Source organism: Peptoniphilus mikwangii (assembly GCF_000468535.1).
Taxonomy (GTDB): Bacteria; Bacillota; Clostridia; order Tissierellales; family Peptoniphilaceae; genus Anaerosphaera; species Anaerosphaera mikwangii.
This window is the reverse complement of sequence record NZ_AUQY01000001.1, coordinates 14083-37217: the sequence shown is the minus strand read 5'-3', so window position 1 is coordinate 37217 and position 23135 is coordinate 14083. Positions and strand designations below refer to the sequence as shown.

Sequence of the window (23135 nt, the reverse complement as noted above, 5' to 3'; positions counted from 1 at the left end):
CATTCTAATTTTGCATGCTATATTTATATTCTAAATACCTGCAAAATTAAACTTTTTAAATTTTATTATATAAAAAAACTACTTCAGATTTCTCTGAAGTAGTTTAATTTTTAATTAGTTTCCACTTGCTATAGGTTCGTTTGCTACAAGTTCAATCTTTGCCCAAGTGAATCCTGTTTCGCTGTCATCCCATCTCCAGTCATACATTTTTACTCTCTTGTTTATAGGAAGAATGTCTACTCTGTTCATTTGTGGGATAATTGGCACTTCATTTGTAAATACTTTTTCAAAATTATGATATAATTCTACTCTCTTTGCATCATCCATAGCTTCTGCAGAACCTAATTTTTCAACTGCTGCTTGTAATTCATCAGATGTGTAACGAGCCATATTAAATGGTGCCTTCTTTCCGAATAGTCCGATTTGGTCAGGGTCAGATGCTAATCCGAATGCAGCCATGTAACAATCAATGCCTTCATCGTCCGCTTCTAATCTGTCATAGAAGTTATGGAAATCAAGTAGTCTTCCATCAACCAATTCTACATCTAATCCGATAGATTTCCATTGTTGCATATAGTATTGAGAAAGTGGTTCTTGAATTTCTGAACCGCTCATCATTGCCAAGTTAATCTTTAAAGGATTTCCATTCTTATCTTCTCTGATGTCATCTCCGTTTACATCTTTAAATCCCGCTTCATCAAGAAGTGTTTTTGCTTTTTCAAGGTCCAACTTATATCCTGTAATTTCCGGATCATGTAGTGTTGCAAATAGTGGTGGTATAGGTGATGCAGCTGTAAATCTTAGTCCATGGTAGTATTGTTCTCCAAGTGCATCATTATCTATTGCATATCCCATTGCCTTTCTTAAGTTAGGATCTGCCATTTTTGCTTCCGGATTTACAACTACTTCGCCTTTTGCAGCATCCCATGTTCCAAGCTTAAATCCAAGATAGCTCATATATAAATCCATTCTTGTTGCTACATTGATGTTGTCAAGTTCAATTAATTCAGGGAATACATCAACATTTGTTCCAAATACAAGGTCATACTTACCTGCTTTTATAGCAGCTACTTGTTGAGATGGTGGAAGTATTTCCATTTCTAAGTTCTTAATCTTAGGTTCTCCCTTGTAGTAGTATGGATTTGCTTCAAATATTACTTTTTCTCCTGATACCATATCTTTAATAAAGTATGGACCATAAGAAAGAGGATTTTTTCTAAGTGCAGGCGATTCGATAATTTTATCCATTGCCACGCCTTCAAATTGCTTTGCATTTACAAATTCACCACAGAAACATCCTCCCCAAAGCACAGACGGAGTTATTTCTGTTAAATGTATTTTCATTGTAGAATCATCTATAACTTCAAGTCCTGAAATCTTATCAGCTTTCTTTTGGTTATAATCTACAATACCAACTATTTTTTCCATTGACTCATCAAATCTTGCAGATTGTGCTGCTGTTATATAGTCTTGGTTTGCAACTATTTCATAAGTCTTTACAATATCAGCTGTTGTTACTTGTTCTCCATTAGACCATTTAAAGTTAGGATTAATTTTGTAAGTAACTGTTTTTTCAGCTTCATCAAATGAAAGATTTATAGGTGTTTCATCACTGTTTGTAATTAATTTGAAGTCTCCGTCTACAGGAAAAGCCCCGTCCATTGTATACTTCATAAAGTTATCGTCTATCGCATCAGTATATAAAAATCCATTAAAAACTCCCTTAAATGGAGAATCTGATACAATGGCAACCTTTAATGTTGCACCTTCTACAGGTTCGCCTTCATTTTCAACTAATGCAGGATATTTTTCTTCAATTGCAGATGTTGTTTGCTTTACGTCAGTAGGCTCTTTTGAAGAACCTCCTCCTCCGCTTACATCTCCACAAGCTGTGAACAATAATGCACAAGCCATTATTCCAGCTAACTTAGCAATATTCTTCTTCATAATATAATTCCCTCCTATTTTTTTTATCGTAAAAAGCCAAAGCTTTATTACCAAATTAACCCAATCTCTGTTTTGCATCCGATGCACGTCTTAATGCCTGTCCTACGTAGTTTATAGCAAGCATCATAAATAATAATATCAATGCTGCAGGCAACCACACATAGTATTTATATTGAATGATTTCAGGCTTTGATGCATAAGATATTAGAGTTCCAAGCGACGGAACTGATTGCGGAAGTCCAAATCCCAAATATGAAAGTGCAACTTCCACACCGATGTTTCCTGCAAGCGCAAGAGTTGAATCTACTATTATTATTGATGAAATATTAGGAAGTATTCCACCGAACATAATTTTCAGATTACTTGTTCCCATTGTCTTTGATGCATTTACATAATCTCTTCTCGCCTCAGACAATGCCTTTGAACGAACAAGTCTTGTTGTTCCCGGCCAATAAAACGCACTGAAAATCAATATAAATTGCCACACATCATATTTAGGTAATATACTTACAAACACGATTATAATCATAAGTGACGGCAAAATTCCTATAAAGTCTACTATTCTCATCCCTATTGAATCTACTTTACCGCCATAGTACCCCATTGAAAGTCCCGTAATAAGTCCGATCAATGTTGTAATTATTGTAATAGCAAAGCCGATAGTTATTGAGTTTCTTGCTCCCACAATTACATATCCCATTACACTACGTCCACCTGAATCTCTTCCGAAGAAATTCCAGAAGTTATTGAATGAAGGCGGTTCATACTTTCTAAGTATATCTACTGCCTGTAATTGTTTTAAGTCTATTGTCATTGCAGTCGCAAAAACTGTTACTATAAATACTACCAATACTATAAGCGAAAACATTGCAAGCTTATCTTTTTTAAATTCTCTTGCAATAACGGAAAAACCTGTCGGATTTTCTGTCTTTAAGTTTTCTTCCACTAAACTATTTTTTGTCTTTTTAAGTTTCATAGTTCCGACTTCCCCCTACTCTATTCTTATTCTCGGATCTACAATTGTCATTGTAATATCGGATACTAATGAACCGAGTAAGAAAAGTAGTCCGTATATTAATATCAGTGCTGTAACTACACTGTAATCTCTTGTCAATAACGACTCTAAGAAAAATTTACCCATTCCCTGATAGTTAAATATTCCCTCTGCTATTACCGAACCTCCAAGAAGTCCCGATATTTGAAATCCGAAAAATGCCGCTATCGGAAGTAACGAGTTTCTGAATATGTGTTTTGTATATACTTTATTCATCGGAACTCCCTTACTTCTTGCCGTTTTTACATAATCACATGTTTTTGCATCTATTACTTCATTTCTCAAATATTGAATTGTTCCTGTTGTACTTAATATTCCCATACACAAAGCAGGTAGAATCATATGATGTAATTTACTTAAATAATATTCAAATGTTCCCTTTGCAAGACCGGTTGCAACTGAACCTATCGTAGGTGTCCACTTTAGTTTATATCCGAATATTAAAATTGCAAATAGATATAATACAAATGATGGAATTGCAAATGTAAAGAAGTTGAAGAATACTACTCCTTTATCAAATCTTGAACCTTGATTTTTTCCCGCAAAAATGCCTACAGGAAGTGCTATTATATACATTATTATCAATGATAAAAGAGACAGTACAAAGCTGTTTAACGCACGAGGTCCTATAACTGTAAGCACGGGTAATTTATAGTTATAACTTATTCCTAAATCACCGTGAAATGCCTTTGTAATCCATCTTATATATTGTACATACCACGGATCGTAATATCCCGCCTCAAGTCTAAGCTTTTCTATTACCTCAAGACTTACCTTAGGTCCTATAAGACCTGTAAGTGCATCTCCCGGCATCGCCTTTGCTATTATAAATACCAAGATACTTAAAATGAAAAGTTGAGGTATCATAAGAAGTATTCTTCTAAGTATTGTTTTCCACATTAGATATTACCTCCTTTTTTCTGTGCTACAAAATGTGTCTCGGACATTTTTTCAAGAGTATATACTTTTCCGTCTTTATCGTAATATTCAGAGTAAGACTGTTCATACTCTTTATCCACTAATTCTCTCTTTTCCTTTAAAATCTCTTTCGCTTTAGGATTTATTTGAGGAATTGATGCTATCAATCTCTTTGTGTATATATGCTGAGGATTATTATATATATCTTCTCTGGAACCTGTTTCTGTAAATCTTCCTCTATGCATTATATAAATATAATCACACATATGTCTTACTACGCCGAGGTCGTGAGAAATAAATATATATGACAAATTCAAATCTTTTTGTATCTTTTTTAGATAATTAAGCACTTGTGCCTGAACTGAAAGATCAAGCGCAGATACCGGTTCATCTGCAATTATAAGTTTCGGCTTGCAGGCTATTGCTCTTGCTACTCCAAGTCTTTGTCTTTGTCCGCCTGAAAATTCAAATGGATATTTATATATTGAATCCTTCGGCATACCTACTATTTCAAGTAATTCAAATACTCTTTTCTTTTCAGCTTCTTCATTAAGATTGTCAAAATTTCTAATGGGTTCCGCTAAGATGTCCAATACCCTTTTTTTCGGGTCAAGACTTGACATTGAGTCTTGAAATATCATTTGAACATCCTGATTATATTTCAGTTCTTTTCTAACCCTGGGGTCAAGAACGTTTTTTCCTTTATATATTACTTCTCCCGATGTCGCCTTCTCAAGACCTATAATTGCTTTTCCTATGGTAGATTTTCCGGATCCAGACTCCCCTATCAAACCGTAGGTCTTACCTTCTTCTACTACCATATCTACGCCGTCTACCGCATATACATGGTCAACTACCTTATTGAAAAATCCGCCTCTTATAGGATAATGAACTTTAAGGTCTTTTACTTCAAGTAAACTCATTAGTTGTCATCCTCCTCATCAAAATAAAAATCTTTCCAGCAGGTGCATCTTACAAAATGCCCAGGACTAACTTCGTGAAGTGTAGGATTTTCTTCATGAGCCTCATGAGGTATATGAGGAATTCTTTCAGAGAATCTGCAACCTGTTCGCGGTAGGTTCTTTAATGACGGAACCATACCTTTTATTACATGAAGTTTATCATCTTCTTTATCAAGATGCGGAATTGAATTTAATAAACTCTTGGTATATGGATGTAATGGATTTGTAAACAGTTCTTCACTTTCTGCAAGTTCAACTATCTCTCCTGCATACATTACTGCAACCCTATCCGCCATTTGCGCAACTACACCGAGGTCATGAGTTATAAGTATTATTCCCGCTTTAATTTCTTTTTGTAAATCTGATATCAAGTCTAAAATCTGTGCTTGAATTGTTACATCAAGAGCTGTTGTAGGCTCGTCAGCTATTAATATTTTGGGTTTGCAGCTAAGTGCTATTGCTATCATAACACGCTGACGCATACCACCGGAAAGCTGATGAGGAAATTGTCTATATATTCTTTCAGGCTTTTCAATTCCTACTCTTGACAATAGTTCAAAAGCTCTTTGTTTTCTCTGCTCTGCATTAAGATCCGTATGATATATAAGTCCTTCCTCTATTTGTTGACCTATTCTTTGTAGCGGATTAAGAGCTGAAAGAGGATCTTGAAATATCATTCCTATCTTTCCGCCTCTTATCTTGTTATATTCCTCTTCATTGAGTTCAAGTATATTTTTCCCCTCAAAATTAACTTCACCTGACACTCTGGTATAATTAAAATCATGTAACCCCATTATAGTGGTAGCTAATGTGCTTTTTCCACATCCGGACTCTCCAACTATTGCAAGAACTTCATCTGAATATAGAGTTAGGCTCACATCATCAACAGCATCATAATAATTATCCCTAATTCTAAATCCGGTATGCAGATTCTTCATTTCGCATAAAGCTATTTTTCCTTCCATTTTTTCACCTATTTTCCAACGTAACTATTTAAAGTAATAATTTCTTGTAATGAAATTTTACCACGAATTTGTCATAATATCAATTTAATAAATTTTATTTTATACTTTTTAATATAATTTGATTTATCGATTTAATTTGATGATATATTGATTTAATGGATGATTTATCGCATTTAATTAAACAAGTTTTTATTATTGTTTTACTTGCAATTAACTGCTTATAAGAGTTATACTTTAATTAATAATTTCAAAGGAGGTTATATATGAAATTTAAAGATATGCCGTATGTAAGACCTGATATAAATAAAGTTAAAGCTTATTTTAATAACGTTAAAGAAAATCTAAATAAGGCAAACTCTGCGGATGAACAAATTAAAATTATTGAAGAATTTGCAGAATTTAAAAAGGATTTAGAAACCACATTTTCTATCGCATCTGTAAGACATACAATTGATACTCTTGATGAATTTTATGAAGCGGAAAATTCTTTTTTTGATGAAAACACTCCTATTTTTGAAACTCTTAACACAGAAGTTTCAAAGGCAATTTTTAATTCAAAATTTAGAAGTGAACTTGAAAAACATTTTGGAAAACACTATTTTAATCTCTTAGAGTGTAATCTTGTATTAAATGATGCTGCCATTCCATTTATGCAAAAAGAAAATGAGTTGATTACAAAATATAATAAAATTATAGCAAATTCAAAAATTGAATTTAGAGGAAATATTTATACCATAACTCAAATGCCGCCTTTTTTACAAGATCCGGACAGAGAACTGAGAAGAGAAGCATATAAGGCAAAAAATGCTTTTTTTGAAAAACATCAAGAAGAATTTGATTCAATCTTTGATGAACTTGTAAAGGTTCGTACAGATATGGCTCACGCTCTTGGATATGAAAACTATGTAGAGCTTCAATATAAGCTGTTGAAGAGAACAGATTATGATCATAAAGATGTTGCAAAATATAGAGAAAAACTTTTAAAATCTTTTACTCCTTTAGCAGTATCTATAAGAAAATCCCAAGCTGAAAGACTTGGAATAGAAGATTTCAAATATTTTGATATTGCATGTGACTTTATAGACGGAAATTCAAATCCGAATGGAGATTGTGATTTCATAGTTAAAAATGCTCAAAAAATGTATCGGGAATTAAGTCCCGAAACAGGAAAATTTTTCGATTTTATGGTTGAAAATGAACTTATGGATTTAGTTGCAAAGCCTAAAAAACGTGCAGGAGGATATTGTACAAGCTTTGATAAATATAAATCACCTTTTATATTTTCAAACTTCAACGGAACAAGAGGAGATATTGATGTAATAACTCACGAGGCAGGTCACGCTTTTCAAAATTTTATGTCTCAATATCAACTTCTTCCTGAATATATTTGGCCAACTTATGAAGCTTGTGAAATTCATTCAATGAGTATGGAATTTTTAACTTGGCCTTGGATGAATTCATTCTTCGGAAAAGATGCCAATAAATTTAGATATTCCGCATTAAAGAGTGCTTTACTGTTTATACCTTATGGAGCTACAATAGATCATTTCCAACATTTTGTATATGAAAATCCGAATGCAACTCCAAAAGAAAGAAGACAAAAATATCATGAATTGGAACTTATGTACACTCCTGATTTAGACTATGATGATGACTATTTAAATCAAGGAACTTACTGGTTCGGTCAAGCTCACGTATTCAACTCTCCTTTCTACTATATTGACTATACCTTAGCTCAAGTTTGTGCTTTTCAATATCTTTTAAAGTATATTGACTATCCTAAAAAGACATTGGATGAATATATTACTCTTTGTAAAGCCGGAGGTTCCGATTCGTTCTTTAACCTCATGAAAATAGGAAATCTTGAAAATCCTATGACCACCTATGTTATTGAAAAAATCACTCCAAGACTTGAAGAAGTTTTAAATGCAATTGAAATATAAAAAAAGCTCCTTATTAGGAGCTTTTCTTTTATTCATTTCGTCCGCAACAATTTTTATATTTCTTTCCACTTCCGCATGGACACGGATCATTTCTTCCGACTTTTTTAGTCTTTCTTACAAAAGGCTTTTTCTTTCCGTTATCAGGATTTACAGTTTCAACCTCTTTTGCAACTCTAACCCTTTGTACCCTCTCCGGATTTACCACATGGAACAACATTTTTACTGTATCTTCCTTTATGGACTCATTCATTTCTTCAAACATGTCAAAGCCTTCTTGTCCATATGCTCTTACCGGATCAACTTGACCTACCGCTCTAAGTCCTATACCTTTTCTAAGTTGATCCATTGCATCTATATGATCCATCCACTTTTGGTCAACTACTTGAAGAAGTACAACTCTTTCCACTTCTCTAAATTTTTCGTCACCAAATTCTTCTTCCTTTTGTGTATATTTTTCTCTTGCAAGAGTATTAAATCTTTCAATTACTTGTTCTACTGTCGAATTATTCAAATCTGCCAAGAATCCTTCATCAAATCCGAATTCTCTCACTCCAAATCCAACTAAACCTTCAAAATCAAGATGTCTATTTCCTGTTTCATCTACCTTATTATAGAAATCAACATTCTTTTCAATTACATCATCAACCATAAGTGCAATGTCATCTTTAAGATTTTCACCTTGAAGAACTCTTCTTCTTTCCCTGTATATTACTTCTCTTTGTTTATTCATGACATCGTCATATTGTAAAACATGTTTACGAATTGAAAAATTGTTACCTTCAACTTTTCTCTGTGCCGACTCTATCAATCTTGTAAGAATTCCGGCTTCGATAGGTTCATCTTCAGGCGCATCTATCTTTTCCATAGTGTCCTTAAATCTATCTCCCGCAAACAATCTTATAAGATCATCATCGCCGGATATATAAAATCTTGTAGAACCCGGGTCTCCTTGACGACCTGAACGTCCACGCAACTGATTATCTATACGACGTGATTCGTGTCTTTCAGTTCCTATAATATGAAGTCCGCCGGCATTCGCAACTTCTTGTGCTTCTTTGTCAGTTTCAACTTTAAATTTCTTTACAAGTTCTTGATACTGTCTTCTTGCCTCAACTATAACTTCATCAGATGTTTCGTTAAATGAATCTACCTGTTCAAGAATTCCATCTTCCATTCCATGCTTTTTAAGTTCAACCTTTGCCATGTATTCAGGATTACCGCCAAGTACAATATCGGTACCACGTCCTGCCATATTTGTGGCAATTGTAACGGCTCCAAAACGTCCGGCTTGAGCAACAATTTCAGATTCCTGTTCATGCTTTTTAGCATTTAATACATTGTGTTTAATTCCTGCTCTCTTTAAATATTTTGAAAGTTCTTCAGATTTTTCAATTGATATAGTTCCGACAAGAACCGGTTGCCCTTTTTCATGTGCAGCTTGTATATCTTTTACTACCGCTCTGAACTTTGCATCTTCATTCTTATAAATTGAATCATTGTTATCTTCTCTTGCTATAGGTTTGTTTGTCGGTATTTCAACAACGTCTATATGATAAATATCTCTAAATTCGGATTCTTCTGTCATTGCGGTTCCTGTCATACCTGCAAGCTTAGAATACATTCTGAAATAATTTTGGAATGTAATTGTAGCAAGTGTTTTAGATTCAGCCTTAACTTCCAAACCTTCTTTAGCTTCTATTGCCTGGTGTAGTCCCTCTGAATATCTACGTCCATACATCAAACGACCTGTAAATTCATCTACAATTATAATTTCTCCATCATTTACGACATAGTCTATATCTCTCTTCATATTTCCTACTGCCTTCAACGCTTGATTTATATGATGAGAAATTTCCATATTTTCAAGATCTGACAAGTTGTCAATATTAAAATATCTTTCCGCCTTTGCGATACCTTTATCTGTAAGTGTAGAAGTTTTATCCTTTTCACTTATTACAAAATCAACAGTTTCTTCCTCAAACTCTCTGTTAAATCTCTCAAAGTTCGACTCATCCTCTGTCTTTATTCTACGAGTTAACGTATTTACAAAATTGTTTGCTCTTATATATAAATCTGTAGACTCATCTCCCTGACCTGAAATTATAAGCGGAGTTCTTGCCTCGTCAATTAATATTGAGTCAACCTCATCTACTATACAATAATTAAGCTCTCTTTGAACCATCTCTTCTTTGTAAATAACCATATTATCTCTTAGATAGTCAAATCCGAATTCATTATTTGTTCCATAAGTAATATCCGCATTATATGCAACCTTTCTCTCTTCAGGTTTCATATCGTGAACAATACAACCGACAGTAAGTCCTAAAAATTGATACACTTTACCCATCCACTGCTTATCACGGCTTGCAAGATAATCATTTACCGTTACAATATGAACGCCCTTACCGCTAAGCGCATTTAAGTATGCGGGAAGTGTCGCTACAAGAGTCTTACCTTCCCCTGTTTTCATTTCAGCAATACGTCCTTGGTGAAGTATAATACCACCTATTACCTGTACTCTGAAGTGTTTCATTCCAAGTACTCTCCATGCCGCCTCTCTCATTACCGCAAATGCTTCCGGCAACATTTCATCTAATGACTCTCCGTTGTTATATCTATTTTTGAATTCCTGTGTCTTAGCTTTAAGTTCTTCATCAGACAATTTTTCCATACTTGCTTCAAGGTTCATTACCTTATTTACCAGTGGTTCTATTTTTTTTATTTCTCTATCACTATAGGAGCCAAAAAGTTTCTCCAAAAAACTCATTTTACCACCCTTTCTTTACCTAAATTAATATTTTATCACGTAATTTATATAAGTTCAATTACAAGAAATATTTACATAATTAACCGAAATATATTATATACTCAAATAGTTAAAAAATACAGCTTTTTTATAGGATTTTTACCATTTTTTATATTAATTATCAAATATTAATATAAATTTGAATTGAATATAAAATTATCATCCGATTTATAAAATAGACAAGTTAATTATACAGGTAATAACAAGACTGCTGATGGCATCGTGAAAAATCTATTGGAGTTGAAAGATAAAACTGTTGTTTCAATTACACATAGCATGAGTAAAAATATGAAACGATATGACAGTATACTTGTGATAAAAATGGAAACATTGTATAAACAAACAGCTTTGATGAGCTTATGAATCATGATGGTCATTTTAAATTGTCACATAATTTTTCAAATTAAATAGTACAAAAAAAATAAAAAGGCTTTAGCCTTTTTATTTTTTAACCATGCTTATTATTCCATAAGTGATAGAGAATCTTTAAAATGACATTTTTATACTATTCTACATATCTGTTTCTTTATTTCTATATGCTGCAATAAAATTACCTTTTAAATCTTTCCACTCCATCCATCCATTATTGGATTTTCCAATAACTACCCAACCTGCACTAGATGGATTATTACAGATAACATCTTCTTGTAATATATTATCCTTAATCTTTGCATTTTTTCTGATAGAAGGAACATAACCTTTACCTGTATTTCCGCAAATGCTACCCTTCAAAAGAATAAATATACCATTTTTTACAACAGCTTTACCATTCACCTTTCCAAATCCTCTGATATTGCGATTTAATACATATTCGCCATCAGGAATAAATCCTGTGTCAGATTTCAATTTTATTTCTTCCGTAGATTCTTTGAACACTTCTTTTTTGCTTTTGTCTTTCGGATATATCTGCTTACCGTCTAACGAAGATAACAAAGATTTTGCTATTTCTATATCCAACGCAAATAATTCTGTATTTGCAATTCTGCTTTTACTAAAAATATCATGGATAAGTTTTTCCTTATCATCATATCCATCGACTTCAATAGCAAATTCTCTCTTTAATCCGGTAATATTTGCATATCCATTGCTTTCCAAAAATCTCATTCTATTTTCAAATTGATCTGTTCCGGTCTTACCAATTTTAATAAGTCCCGAAACAACTGTAGTCATTAAATATATTATTCCCTTTGCCATAATCTGCCTTCTTTCAGTTCTTATCCTGTTATTTATCACTTTTATAAAGGGCTTCTTACTATTCAATACACACAACCACAGGAGATACAGTAATATTTCCCGCTCCTTCTACGATGTACCAATGTCCTTTTTCAAGTTTAATCTTCTCAGTTAAGCCATCCGTAATAGAATCAATAGTAAATTTCTCTTTTGTTTCTACATCAACAAATACTACAGATGTATCCTTATCAACAGAAACTTTGACTGTTCCAAATACAGGGCTGATTTGTGAAGATTTTAGCGTTGAATTATCAGGCAACACAAATTTATGATTCTTCATAAAACTTGAATAACCGATCACAATTATTAGAACAATGAGTGGAATCACTATTGCTAAGATCCATTTTTTTATTTTTCTTCATTAAACAACCTCCTCAGATTCTAATTTGTATACTTTCTATTATTATATGCAATCTTTAAAAGTTCCATATTTGTCTAACTATACAAAATATTCATTCTTACAAGTTCAATAATGTTGTGTTCTGATTCTTTACCTACTTGTTTTTCGCATAATAAAGGCGATATTTCTATCACCTTAAATTGCCTATTTTGTTTTTTTCTACAAGCCGATTTGTCAATCAGATAAATCTATCCAATATCTCTCAAGACTAACTTTTTCAGTTGGTTCATAAACAGTTGATTCATAAATTCCACCATTATTTATTATAACTCTCTTGCTGGCTTCATTGTCTTTTAAACATGTTATTAGTATTTTTTCCAAACCTAATTCTTTGCATATCGGAAGAATTTCTCGTAACATGAAGGTCGTATAGCCTTTTTTTCTCTCCGAACTGCATACTGAATAACCTATATGTCCACCATATTGTCCTAAGAATTCGTTAAGATAGTGTCTAATCTGAATAACGCCTACAATTTTATTATCCGCTTCCCTCAAGCAAATAAATTGTGTTTGAGGAACAAATCCTTTTGGACAAGTCTCTAATGCTGAAAAGTCTTCCACCTGTTTTATCCATTCTGAAATATTTTCCATTTTTCGTAAAGATAAGCAACCGTCCATAGAGCCGCCATATTTTATAAATTCTTGTCTAAAGTTTTGTATTTCCTTTTCATATTCAATAGTAGGTATGATTAATTTTAAATTTTCATTTTTTATCATATAATACCTCTCTAAATTCATATATCTATTTTTATAACTATATCATTTTTCTATAACCCTAAATTGTTTATTTTTTTTTTTACAAACCGAAATTTATAGAGCATTCCAAATAAAGCAAAATGCAAAAATACATCCCCAGGCATTTTCCGTTTCAGTTTTTACAACCAACATTCCATAAATGGCAATAAATGTAGTAATCAGTTCAATAATTCCCCAAAAGCTTGTGTTTATCGGATGAAAAAGTAAACAAATTATTGCACAGATAATAGCGCCATAGTTTATCCAAATATTCTTAAAAGGATAGCGTTGATTAATTTTGTCGGATATTACTACATAATTAACTCCTTCAAAAAATCCCCAAGTCAAAATAATTAATAACATTCCCAAAACATTTATCGGAAAACCGCCGGATATTACATCATCTCTTATTAAAATGCTTGAAAATGGTCGGTATCCCTTAAAGTTTCCTGATGCAAACTCATAAATAATCAACGGTATAAAAAAAAGTATAGTTCCAAGTATTGATTTTAAAATATTTTTCTTTTTCAATCCATATTCATAGAAACTTTCTTTTCTCAAAATCATTACAGCGACTATTCCTAACCCGGCTACTCCAAACTGTATTCCGGCATTAAATAACAGTCTTGAAACCAAATTAACACTGCTGTTTGTAATGAAATCTTTCATTTGAGTACCGTATACTGCATATATTCCAAAAACTGCAAAAGTGACAATCCCAATAATCATAAGATCTAAGTCTAATCTTTGCTGTTCCGGTGTTAGTTGTTTTTTACTCATAAGTATCTTCCCCGAATTCATATTTATTTTTTAATCGTACCATTTTTATCTGTATTTTCAGCTTATTATTAAATCCTTAAATACCAATCAATGTTGTTGCATATCTTTTATATCATCTACTGCAATTAAAAGAGCAAGTAATTCTTCCTCATATTCAGGTTCAATTACCCTTATTACAAAAGTATCTCCCCACGCTAATATTTCTTGGCTGATTTCTCCGACCAATCTTTCAGAATCATATATCGAAAAATTTAAGTCTAAAAAATTGCCTTCCAATTTTAGTGAGTACTCATCTGAGATAACATCAATATCTTTTCTAAAAAATGTGAAGTTTTGCTTTATCACAAATGATCTTCCATCACTGAATTTTACGTTATATCTTGGCATAAGCGTAAAAATTTCTCTATCAATAACAAAATTTCCGCTTCCGTCTGCTTTAGTTACATTCACTGTATTTCCTATAATTTTAAAATCCTGATCTACATAATAAACCGCATTTTGATTATAGTCCAAAACTTCATAATGATCGGTAATCTTAAAAACTTTTTGTTTTACATATAAGTTATGCATATTGTCCTCCTGATGTATTGTATAAAAATTATATCAAATTTTACATTTATTTATATTTATAGCTTTTAAATTTTTTCATAACTTCTTCAAGCTGTTCTTTTGTTAAAAGGTTGCCTCCTCCAATCAGCTTTGTCAGATAATATAATTCAGATACATATTCCAAATGTTCCGCTGTAGAAAATGCTTCTTCTATACTCGAACCCAATGCTATTAGACCGTGATTTGCAAGAAGTACAGCATTTCTATCCTCTGTCGCTTCTAAAGCATTTTTTGCAAGTTCCACACTTCCATATGTTGCATATTTTGCACATTTGACATCAAACCCCGCAAGAGCTATTAAATAGTGAACAGGCTGAAGTGTTTCTCCCATACACGAAATTGCAGTTGCATATTTTGAGTGAGTATGTACTATTGCGTCCACATCTTCTCTGTTATTGTAATATATCAAGTGCATTTGCCACTCACTTGACGGTTTTAAATTGCCTTCTATCACATTCCCGTCTGAATTCATAATTACTATATCATTAATTTTTGTTTCAAAATAGTTCATGCCGCTTGGGCTTATAGCCATAACTTTATTCTCTCTGTCAAATATACTTATATTTCCACCGGAGCCTTTTGTAAGTCCATGGGTAATTAATTTTTTCCCATATTCAACGACAAGCTCTCTCTCTTTTTCCATCAACATACTAAAACCTCTTAATAATATTCTTTTACTTCTGTTTCAAAATACCTCTTTAAATTATACGGTACATATACTCCCTTGTCAGTAACTACTCCACTTACTAAATGCGGTGGTGTTATGTCAAATGACGGATAGTATCCGCAAACTCCATCAAGTGTATTTTTTATCCCTCTTGCTTCAAGTACAAGTCTCGGATCTCTATACTCTATAGTAACACTTGATATGTCAGAATTTTTTTCATCGGGTATTCCTGTTACAAAATATGGAACTCCATGATATTTTGCACACAACGCTATTTGATATGTGCCTATCTTATTTACAACATGTCCGTCCATACAAATAACATCTGCAGCTGATGTAAACAAGTCTATTTTATTATTTTTCATCACAAATGCGGGCATATTATCTGTAATTACAGTTGTATCAAATCCCTGCTGCCTTGCAACGCTTGCAGTAAGCCTTGCTCCTTGAAAATACGGTCTTGTTTCCGGTACAAAAAGTTTTATGTCCTTGCCTCTTTGCTTAGCTTCTCTCAGCATTGTTCCCACTATTGTCTCACCAAAACACTGAGTCATTATAGATGCATTATCCGGAAATAGATTCACTAAATTTTTTGCAACAATGCTCATTGTAAAATATCTTCGGTTTAAGCTTTCAAGTGTTCTCTCAAAAATTATCTCATCAAATGCTCTGCCCGAATCTGCAAAATTTTTTACAGCATTTAAGCAGCCTTCCGTAACTTTCTTCATGCGCTCAACCGTAGTCGGTCTTGCATGACTTAGTATGCATGATGCTTTTTCTAAATAGCTCAGAATATCTTCCCATTTCATATTTCTGCATTCGTAGGCTGCAAGTGCCATACCCATACCGGCAGCAGTATATGGTCCTGCACTTTGTGTTACCATATCTGCTATTGCCTCTGCAACTTCAATATAGCTATGACATGTTACAAATTTTATCTCTGTGGGATATACTCTTCTGTCTAAAATTTTAACTGCACCGTTTTCATACCACGCCACATTTTCATATTTAAGCATAAATGCCAAATCGTTATCTTGTCTTATCATAAGTTACCTCTAAATTTTTTTTACTATTTCATTTACCAATCGCTTAAATTTTTCCGCCGACTGACTTGCCACTATATCAACTTCCTCGGCTGTAACTCTATTATTTAAAACTCCTGCCGCCATATTACTTATTAAGGATAATCCGATAACTTTAATATTACAGTGTATTGCCGTTATCACTTCTGTTACAGTTGACATTCCCACAGCATCGGCTCCCATTGCTCTCATAGCTCTTATTTCTGCAGGCGTTTCAAACTGCGGACCTTCTGCATAAAAATATATTCCCTCTTTTAGATTAATACCTAAATCTTTTGCCGACTTCTTCACAATTTCTCTAAGTTCTCTGTCATACGCATTTGACATATCAAAAAATCTTGGACCGAATTCATCAAAATTATTTCCTCTAAGAGGACTTGACCCCATAAATTTTATGTGATCCTCTATCAACATTATGTCCCCTGTATTATAAGAAATATTTATTGCACCTGCAGCATTAGTAAGTATTACAGTTTCAACCCCAAGCAGTTTAAATACTCTTATGGGAATTACAAGCTGTTCAAATTCATACCCCTCATAATAGTGAAATCTACCGGACATACATATTACATCTTTTCCCTTCAACTGTCCCAATATTAACCTACCTGCATGAGATTTAACCGTAGATTTTAAAAAATTGGGAATTTCATCATAATCAATTATTACTTGATTTTCAATTTCATCCGACAACTCACCTAAGCACGAACCGAGTACTATCCCTATACTCGGTCTGAAATTTATTTTTGATAATATATAATCAGCGCTCTCTTTAAAGTATTCATAATCATAATTCACGATATCACCTTTTCTTTCTATTATTTTATTACAATTTTAGTTTAGCATAGCCTCAAATCCTTTGCAATCACATACAAAAAAGGCTGACACAAGTTCAGCCTTTTTATAGTAAATTTTCTATTTCACTTTCCAATTTTTCAGGTGTTGTTGTAGGTGCAAACCTCTCTACAACATTTCCGTTTCTGTCTATTAAAAACTTTGTGAAATTCCATTTAATTGAACTTAACAATGCTCCCCTCTTTTCACTCTTTAAATATTTATAAAGAGGAGCTTGATTTTCTCCATTTACATCTATCTTTGCCATCATGGGAAAGCTCACTCCGTAGTTCAAACTGCAAAATGTTCTTATTTCTTCATTACTTCCCAGATCTTGGTTTCCAAATTGATTACATGGAAATCCTATTATTACAAATTTTTTATCTTTATATTTTTGATATAACAACTCAAGTCCTTCGAACTGAGGAGTAAAACCGCACTTACTTGCAGTATTTACAATGAGCATTACATAGCCGTCATACTCTCTTAAAGAAACTTCTTCTCCAAATGTATCTTTTACCTTAAAATCATATATCATATACTTACCTCAACTTTCTATGATATAAATATACCCATATAATTTTTAACACTATCTATTGCAAAAAATTATATATGGCAACAAGATGACAAATTGCTGCTGCAAGTACGAAAAAATGCCATATTATATGATTATATAACGGTAATTTTTTCTTATAAAAGTAAGTTCCCATTGTATATATTATTCCACCTGAAACTATCAATATTAGAAATGTAAAACTTGTCTTTAGCAGTATTTCCTTTATCATAAAAATTGAAATCCAACCCATAAACACATATATGAACACCGACAATTTTTTAAACTTATCATACTTCCCGTAGGTGCATAGTTTAAAAATAAATCCTATTGCTGCAATAGTCCAAATTAAGCTTAAAAATAAAATTTTAGCTTTTCCCTCCAATATTGTTAAAATTATTGGTGTATATGAACCTGCAATAAAGAAAAATATTGCAGAATGATCAAAAATTCTAAGTATCCCCTTTGCTTTTTCATTCTGAATCCCATGGTACAATGTACTTGCCAAAAACATAAATATAAAACAACTTGCATAAATTATATATCCTGCAAATTCTGAAGCGCTTATAATACTTGCAAATTTAAAAATCATTAAGATTAGAAACACAATTCCTATAATTACTCCGATGCCATGACTTGCACTGTTAAATATTTCAATTATAAGATTTTCTCTCTTAGCTTTTTCCATCATCAATCACCCCTGTTTTTTTATTTTCATAAATTTAATATTCTTCCCTAATTTTATTTTAACACTTATGAGCTATATCTTCAAATGCCATTATAATTTTTGATGCTGTATGCTATAATATCTGTGGAGGTACAACATGAAATACATAAAAAAACTTGCACCATATGTAAATATATTATTTATAGTAACATCAACTTTAATATATATAATGTCATATTTAAATTATGAACCAAATTTTAATTTTACATGGTTTTTAATCTTTTATTTATCACTTACATTTTTAGCAATTATAGTAAATTTTACTCTAATGATATTTAAACTTTCTGTGGGAATATCCGATAAAAAATATGTCAAAAATTTTTTAATTTCATTTTTAATTTACAGTATGTTATCTATTTTATTATGCTTTATCCTAAAAAAATGTAATACATCAAATGTTATATGCTCAATAATAATTGGATTTATCATAGCATCTACCACGACAAATAAAATTTAAATCCGGTTAATTCCTTCCGATTTTTGCGTCTATATTTTACTTTACTTTTTGACTTATCGTGATATAATTTACACAGACGAAGAGTAAGTATATCACGTTAAGTGTAGAAGAATGGGATGTAGTCTTCTAACGAAAAAATTTTTTTTGCGATGATATATTGCTTCCGCTTTGTTATGGAAGTGTTGTCTTTGACAATGCTTTTTTTTATTTTTTGAAAGGGTGATTAAAATAGATAATAAAAAAATTGAAAAGGCAGTTACTATGATACTTGAGGCAATAGGAGAAGATCCTTCAAGAGAGGGACTTGTTGAAACACCTCAAAGGGTAGCTCGTATGTATGAAGAAATTTTTAGCGGTCTTGGTCAAACAGCCGAAAATCATTTGTCAAAAACATTTGAACTTGTTGACGGAAATATGGTAATTGAAAAAGATATAACCTTTTATTCAATGTGCGAACACCATCTTCTTCCATTTTGGGGTAAAGTACATATAGCTTATATGCCTAACGGAAGAGTAGCAGGGCTTTCAAAACTTGCAAGAACTGTTGATGTATATGCTAAAAAACCTCAACTACAAGAAAGATTAAATCTTGAAATTGCAAATGCAATTATGGAATACTTAAATGCACAAGGTGTACTTGTTGTTATAGAGGCGGAGCATATGTGTATGAATATGCGCGGTGTAAAAAGACCCGGTACAAAAACTGTTACTTCAATAAGTAGAGGAATTTTAGAAACAGATTTAAATCTTAGAAATGAAGCATATAGATTGATGAATTTATGATAAATACAAATATAATTTTAAATTTAGATTTTATTAAAGAAAAATTAAGCACACTTGAGTATTTAGAGCGTGATAGAATTTATTGCAGACATAATATGATGCACTTTTTAAGTGTTGCAAGAATTTGTTATATTTTATGTCTCGAAAATAAAATTAATATAGATAGAGATTTGGTTTATTCGGCGGCAATACTTCATGATTTAGGCAGAATTGAAGAAATTAAATCAGGTATAAGACACGAAATAGCATCTTGTGATGTTGCAAAGGTTGCACTTGAATATACTAACTTCAGTCTTGATGATAAGATGCTAATACTATCGGCAATAAAAAATCACAGAACAAAATCTGATGAAATTACATTTGAAAGTCTTTTTTATAAAGCTGATAAACTTTCAAGAAATTGTTTTGATTGTATATCATCTGATGTTTGTAACTGGAGTTCTGAAAAGAAAAATCATAAAATAACTTATTAAAGGAGTAGTCATGGATTATATAAACATTTCAAATTTAATAGTTTTTGCAAATCACGGAGTCTTTGATGCCGAAAAATCACTTGGTCAAAAATTTATGATTGATTTAAAACTTGGAATTAATTTGCAGCATTGTGCAATTACAGGCGACCTTACAAAAAGTGTTCACTATGGAATACTGGCAGAAGATATAACAAAACTTTTTAAATCAAAATCAAACGACTTAATTGAAACCTGTGCTGAAGAAATTGCACAATTCATATTAAAAAAATATGAAATTGTGGAAGATGTATTTGTAAGAGTAAAAAAGCCATGGGCTCCCGTAATGCTTCCGACAGACAATATTTTTATTGAAATATATAGAAAAAGACATTTTGCTTTTTTAGGTTTAGGCTCCAATATGGGTAACTCAAATGAAATATTGGCAAGTGCTGTAGAAATGATAAATGACGAATACACAACTGTCGTAAAATCATCTAAATTATATAAAACGGCACCTTGGGGTTATACCCAGCAAAATGATTTTTTAAATCAAGTTATTGAAATTTCAACTACCTATGAACCGCTTGAACTTCTAAGGCATTTACAAAAAATAGAACTTGACCTCGGACGCAAACGTGAAATTCATTGGGGCCCGAGAACAGTTGATATTGATATTTTATTCTTTGATGATTTTAAAATGTACCATCCGGATTTGATAATCCCTCATCCATATATTTCAGAAAGGCAATTTGTCCTTGAGCCAATGTGTGATATAGCGGCTCATTACATTCATCCAATCTTTAATAAATCCATGAGAGTTTTATTTGAAGAACTGAAAGCCAACTCATAACATCCTTGTTAAAGGATGTTTTTTTATTTACTATTTTTTTTATTATCAGTTTAATGTTATAATCTAAATTAAGAACTAACATGGAGGTTATCATGGAACTATTGATTGCACGTGGAAATGAAGATATAAATTTATTAAGCGATAAAGTAAACCAACACGGTTTAATTTGTGGAGCAACCGGTACAGGAAAAACTGTAACTCTTAAAGTCTTATGTGAATATTTTTCCGATTTGGGTGTTCCGACAATACTTTCCGATGTAAAAGGTGATCTTGCAAATTTATGCAAAATCGGCACAATGAACGACAAATTAAATTCAAGAATATCGGAACTGAATTTGCAAAACTTTGAGTTTAAAAATTATCCGATAACGCTTTGGGATGTGTATGGAGAAAAAGGTCTTCCTCTAAGAATTACCATATCAGAAATGGGTCCTATCCTACTATCACAAATATTAGAACTAAATGATACGCAAACAGGAATATTGAACATCGCCTTTAGAGTTGCAGATGAACAGGGACTTCTATTAATTGATATAAAAGATCTCCGTTCAATGTTAAACTACTTGGCGGAAAATAAGAATAAATATTCAAGCTTATATGGAAATATAACTGAACAAAGTATAAGTGCAATTCAAAGAAAAATTTTGATGCTTGAAGACAGAGGGGGCGATATGTTTTTCGCAGAACCTGCTCTTGACATAAATGATATATTTAAAAAAGATACGGACGGAAGAGGATATATAAATATTTTATCAAGCAAAAAACTTATAAATAACCCTACACTATATTCTATGTTTCTGTTATGGCTTCTTTCAGAATTATTTGAAACTCTTCCGGAAATTGGAAATCCTGAAATTCCAAAACTGGTATTCTTCTTTGACGAAGCACATCTTCTATTCAATAATGCGCCTAAATTAATTCAGGACAAAATTGAACAGGTCATAAGACTCATTCGTTCAAAGGGAGTCGGAATATTCTTTATAACACAAAATCCGCTTGATATTCCATCAACTGTATCATCACAGCTCGGCAACAGAATAGTACATCAACTGAGAGCATTCTCTCCAAGAGAATTAAAAGCAATAAAAGAAATTTCTGAAACATTTAGACCAAACCCAAGTATGAATATATCCGAGGAAATAACAAAGCTTAAAACCGGAGAGGCTTTAATTTCATTTCTTGATGAAAGCGGAGCTCCTTCAATTACAAATAAGGCTCTTATTCTACCGCCTCATTCATCATTTGATGCTCTTACGGATGACGAATATCAATATATAATTTCAAATTCTCAATTGTTCTATAAATATAGAGAACTTGTGGATAGAGAATCCGCATATGAAATTTTGGAAAGAAAGTTAACTGAGCAAAAACAGGAAATCATAAATACAACACAAAAAATTGAAGAGTTAAAACTTCAACGAGAAGAAGAAAAACTTAAAGCTCAAAGAGAAAAAGAGCTTAAAAAACAACAAGAATATGAAGAGAGACAGAGAAGAAAAACTCAAAGTGCAGTCACAAAAGGAGTAGATTCATTCCTCAATACAATGACTCGCTCAATAGGTCGTGAAATAGCAAGAGGTCTCTTCGGATCAATAACTAAAAAAAGATAAAAGCAGCTTAAAGCTGCTTTTTAATTTGTTTCAATTAAATGAATTTGTCTTTATTATCTATTATTTAATTCTTGCATATTATTTAATTTTAAGTGATTTTAGATACAATTTTCTATCATCACTTATTCTTCTACTTTCAACCGCTTTTTGTATCGACTTGTTTTGAACAAACTTATCTAATGACTTCTCTTCTATCAATTTAATTGCCACATCATATTGCTTTACAAGTGCAAAACTTAAATACCATGCTATTGCCATATTTATATAGTATTCATCCGATTTTATTTCTGCAACCTTATATAACATATCAGTTTCAAATCTTTCATCAAGATATTTTGACATTAGAGATACTATAGCAAATCTCTTTGTATAAGTATGTTCACTCTCAAGCCACCTTAGAATTTCCGCATAAGATTTTTCAGGATATTTTTTAAAAATTACCGGAGAAAATAAATCACAGGTCGCCCAATTATCTACAACAGGTAAAAAATCATCTATCAGTTTAATCGCTTTTTCAAAATTGTTCTCTCTTTCAATCAAAAATCCGTGCAAATTATTTTCTTCAAAATATTTGTGCGGAATACTATTTAAAAAATCATCATAATTATAGTTTTTTAAAATATGTTTTGAAATATTTCTAAGTATAGGGGTTCTAACACCTATCATTGTATCTTTATTCACATTCGGAATCAATTTTGAATTAAATTCTCTATATTCTAAATCTTGATTTTTAAAAAGCTCGTCCATTATATATTTATTTATATCCATAAA

General features: G+C 32.0%; 23 protein-coding genes and 1 riboswitch. Of the genes, 6 read left to right on the top strand and 17 right to left on the bottom strand.

Annotation, left to right across the window (positions count from 1 at the left end; all coding sequences use genetic code 11):
• Window positions 1-114 precede the first annotated feature (114 nt).
• The 5 genes from M915_RS00190 to M915_RS00170 are packed head-to-tail and all read right to left on the bottom strand — an operon-like array spanning window position 115 to window position 5846.
• Entirely contained in the window at window positions 115-1947 is a 1833-nt protein-coding gene (locus tag M915_RS00190; protein WP_036728304.1) for an oligopeptide ABC transporter substrate-binding protein, read from the bottom strand.
• Between the two features lie 55 nt (window positions 1948-2002).
• Window positions 2003-2923, bottom strand: coding sequence for an ABC transporter permease (locus M915_RS00185; RefSeq protein WP_009222543.1), 921 nt, complete (start codon window positions 2921-2923; stop codon window positions 2003-2005).
• Window positions 2924-2938: 15 nt separating this feature from the next.
• Window positions 2939-3901: an oligopeptide ABC transporter permease gene (gene opp4B / locus M915_RS00180; RefSeq protein ID WP_009222544.1), complete on the bottom strand. Its 963-nt coding sequence runs from the start codon at window positions 3899-3901 to the stop codon at window positions 2939-2941.
• A complete protein-coding gene (locus M915_RS00175) occupies window positions 3901-4842 on the bottom strand; it encodes an ATP-binding cassette domain-containing protein (protein WP_036728189.1) in 942 nt (313 codons plus the stop codon). Before M915_RS00175 ends, opp4B begins: the two co-directional genes overlap by 1 nt.
• Window positions 4842-5846, bottom strand: coding sequence for an ABC transporter ATP-binding protein (locus M915_RS00170; protein WP_036728187.1), 1005 nt, complete (start codon window positions 5844-5846; stop codon window positions 4842-4844). Before M915_RS00170 ends, M915_RS00175 begins: the two co-directional genes overlap by 1 nt.
• Window positions 5847-6109: 263 nt before the next feature.
• Between M915_RS00170 and M915_RS00165 the strand changes: the two genes are divergently transcribed.
• A complete protein-coding gene (locus tag M915_RS00165; RefSeq protein ID WP_036728184.1) occupies window positions 6110-7789 on the top strand; it encodes a M3 family oligoendopeptidase in 1680 nt (559 codons plus the stop codon).
• A 28-nt stretch (window positions 7790-7817) separates the two neighbouring features.
• Here M915_RS00165 and secA read toward each other — a convergent pair whose 3' ends face one another.
• From secA to trhA, 11 genes are all read right to left on the bottom strand, one after another.
• Window positions 7818-10556 (bottom strand): preprotein translocase subunit SecA, encoded by a 2739-nt coding sequence (gene secA, locus M915_RS00160; protein WP_036728183.1) that lies wholly within the window; start codon window positions 10554-10556, stop codon window positions 7818-7820.
• A gap of 549 nt (window positions 10557-11105) precedes the next feature.
• Window positions 11106-11789 carry a DUF4357 domain-containing protein gene (locus M915_RS00155; protein ID WP_036728182.1) on the bottom strand — a complete coding sequence of 228 codons (684 nt, stop codon included), beginning with the start codon at window positions 11787-11789 and terminating at the stop codon, window positions 11106-11108.
• A 58-nt stretch (window positions 11790-11847) separates the two neighbouring features.
• Complete coding sequence (locus M915_RS00150; RefSeq protein ID WP_235043741.1) at window positions 11848-12108, bottom strand: hypothetical protein; 261 nt, start codon at window positions 12106-12108, stop codon at window positions 11848-11850.
• Between the two features lie 294 nt (window positions 12109-12402).
• Entirely contained in the window at window positions 12403-12945 is a 543-nt protein-coding gene (locus M915_RS00145; RefSeq protein WP_036728181.1) for a GNAT family N-acetyltransferase, read from the bottom strand.
• A 93-nt stretch (window positions 12946-13038) separates the two neighbouring features.
• Window positions 13039-13743 (bottom strand): hypothetical protein, encoded by a 705-nt coding sequence (locus M915_RS00140; protein ID WP_036728172.1) that lies wholly within the window; start codon window positions 13741-13743, stop codon window positions 13039-13041.
• Window positions 13744-13830: 87 nt separating this feature from the next.
• A complete protein-coding gene (locus M915_RS00135) occupies window positions 13831-14313 on the bottom strand; it encodes an LURP-one-related/scramblase family protein (RefSeq protein ID WP_009222559.1) in 483 nt (160 codons plus the stop codon).
• 46 nt (window positions 14314-14359) lie between these two features.
• Window positions 14360-15001: an L-fuculose-phosphate aldolase gene (locus tag M915_RS00130; RefSeq protein WP_036728170.1), complete on the bottom strand. Its 642-nt coding sequence runs from the start codon at window positions 14999-15001 to the stop codon at window positions 14360-14362.
• Window positions 15002-15012: 11 nt separating this feature from the next.
• Window positions 15013-16065 (bottom strand): S-methyl-5-thioribose-1-phosphate isomerase, encoded by a 1053-nt coding sequence (locus M915_RS00125; protein WP_036728169.1) that lies wholly within the window; start codon window positions 16063-16065, stop codon window positions 15013-15015.
• Between the two features lie 9 nt (window positions 16066-16074).
• The gene (locus tag M915_RS00120) at window positions 16075-16896 is read right to left on the bottom strand and encodes a purine-nucleoside phosphorylase (protein WP_036728166.1); all 822 of its coding nucleotides are present in this window, start codon (window positions 16894-16896) and stop codon (window positions 16075-16077) included.
• Between the two features lie 103 nt (window positions 16897-16999).
• The gene (locus M915_RS00115) at window positions 17000-17470 is read right to left on the bottom strand and encodes a glutathione peroxidase (RefSeq protein WP_036728165.1); all 471 of its coding nucleotides are present in this window, start codon (window positions 17468-17470) and stop codon (window positions 17000-17002) included.
• A gap of 55 nt (window positions 17471-17525) precedes the next feature.
• Window positions 17526-18173 carry a PAQR family membrane homeostasis protein TrhA gene (gene trhA / locus M915_RS00110; RefSeq protein WP_235043740.1) on the bottom strand — a complete coding sequence of 216 codons (648 nt, stop codon included), beginning with the start codon at window positions 18171-18173 and terminating at the stop codon, window positions 17526-17528.
• Between the two features lie 136 nt (window positions 18174-18309).
• Between trhA and M915_RS00105 the strand changes: the two genes are divergently transcribed.
• The 5 genes from M915_RS00105 (at window position 18310) to M915_RS00085 (ending at window position 22364) form a co-directional block, all read left to right on the top strand.
• Window positions 18310-18669: a hypothetical protein gene (locus tag M915_RS00105; protein ID WP_009222565.1), complete on the top strand. Its 360-nt coding sequence runs from the start codon at window positions 18310-18312 to the stop codon at window positions 18667-18669.
• A gap of 77 nt (window positions 18670-18746) precedes the next feature.
• Window positions 18747-18840: riboswitch (THF riboswitch) on the top strand.
• A 57-nt stretch (window positions 18841-18897) separates the two neighbouring features.
• Entirely contained in the window at window positions 18898-19452 is a 555-nt protein-coding gene (folE, locus tag M915_RS00100) for a GTP cyclohydrolase I FolE (protein WP_036728300.1), read from the top strand.
• Window positions 19449-19925, top strand: a complete 477-nt coding sequence (locus tag M915_RS00095) for an HD domain-containing protein (RefSeq protein WP_036728159.1) — start codon at window positions 19449-19451, stop codon at window positions 19923-19925. Before folE ends, M915_RS00095 begins: the two co-directional genes overlap by 4 nt.
• Window positions 19926-19935: 10 nt before the next feature.
• Window positions 19936-20754 (top strand): 2-amino-4-hydroxy-6-hydroxymethyldihydropteridine diphosphokinase, encoded by an 819-nt coding sequence (gene folK, locus M915_RS00090; RefSeq protein WP_009222568.1) that lies wholly within the window; start codon window positions 19936-19938, stop codon window positions 20752-20754.
• A gap of 89 nt (window positions 20755-20843) precedes the next feature.
• Window positions 20844-22364 (top strand): helicase HerA-like domain-containing protein, encoded by a 1521-nt coding sequence (locus M915_RS00085; RefSeq protein ID WP_036728298.1) that lies wholly within the window; start codon window positions 20844-20846, stop codon window positions 22362-22364.
• A 78-nt stretch (window positions 22365-22442) separates the two neighbouring features.
• Here M915_RS00085 and M915_RS00080 read toward each other — a convergent pair whose 3' ends face one another.
• Complete coding sequence (locus M915_RS00080; protein WP_036728156.1) at window positions 22443-23132, bottom strand: DNA alkylation repair protein; 690 nt, start codon at window positions 23130-23132, stop codon at window positions 22443-22445.
• Window positions 23133-23135: the final 3 nt, after the last annotated feature.